Source organism: Jatrophihabitans lederbergiae (assembly GCF_031845305.1).
In the GTDB taxonomy this organism is placed as follows: Bacteria; Actinomycetota; Actinomycetes; order Mycobacteriales; family Jatrophihabitantaceae; genus Jatrophihabitans_A; species Jatrophihabitans_A lederbergiae.
This window is the reverse complement of sequence record NZ_JAVREH010000201.1, coordinates 1-797: the sequence shown is the minus strand read 5'-3', so window position 1 is coordinate 797 and position 797 is coordinate 1. Positions and strand designations below refer to the sequence as shown.

Genomic DNA, 797 nt, shown 5'->3' with positions numbered 1-797 from the left:
TCCACTACCTTGAGCACGGACGTACCTTCCCGACCAGCGTTGCAGCGCCGGCCTTGCTCGATCACCACATGGCTACCGGGAAGGTACGTCCCACCCGGCCTCAACCACAGGTTTCAAGCATTGCTCCCGGTCCTGCTGCACAACGGCAGCACCCTGCCCCCACCCAACGACCAACCCCTCACCTAGCCGATGCCGCACGTCTTCACCGTCCAGGCGAGCAATACAGGTGAGTGAATGGCGCGGGTCGTCATGGCAGGTCAGTTCGGCTGGCTGGGACCATAAGGCCTTGGAAGATGCTCGCGAACGCGTTCGACGCCATGCCGAACGCCACCGCCGCACGATCGCCGGTTACGTCTTTCCCGAGCGCGGTAAGGGCAGACTTGCCTTTCTGGGATGCGGTCAGTGTCGGTGATTCACTGGATTCATGAGCGCGAATGAACCGGTCCAGGACACCGGCCCCGGTGTCCGAAGTAGCCATACCAACCCGCACTGACGAACCACATGCGCAGAGCACCGCGGGCAAACTGAACTGGTTACGAGCCGCCGTTCTCGGTGCCAACGACGGAATCGTGTCCGTTGCCGAGATCGTCGTCGGAGTGGCTGGGGCCATCTCCTCCCGTGGACCCATTTCACCGCCGGTCTCGCCGGACTCGTCGCCGGCGCCGTCTCCATGGCGCTGGGTGAGTACGTGTCTGTGAGCAGCCAACGTGACAGCCAAACCGCGCTACTCGCCCAAGAAGAGCGGGAACTTGCCGAAACACCTGAACAAGAACTCGCCGAACTCACCGCGCTCTATG

General features: G+C 62.7%; 1 pseudogene. It reads left to right on the top strand.

The features are described 5' to 3' along the window. Positions 1-434: 434 nt before the first annotated feature. Positions 435-797, top strand: a pseudogene (locus tag RM423_RS26175) (VIT1/CCC1 transporter family protein); the annotation flags it as partial.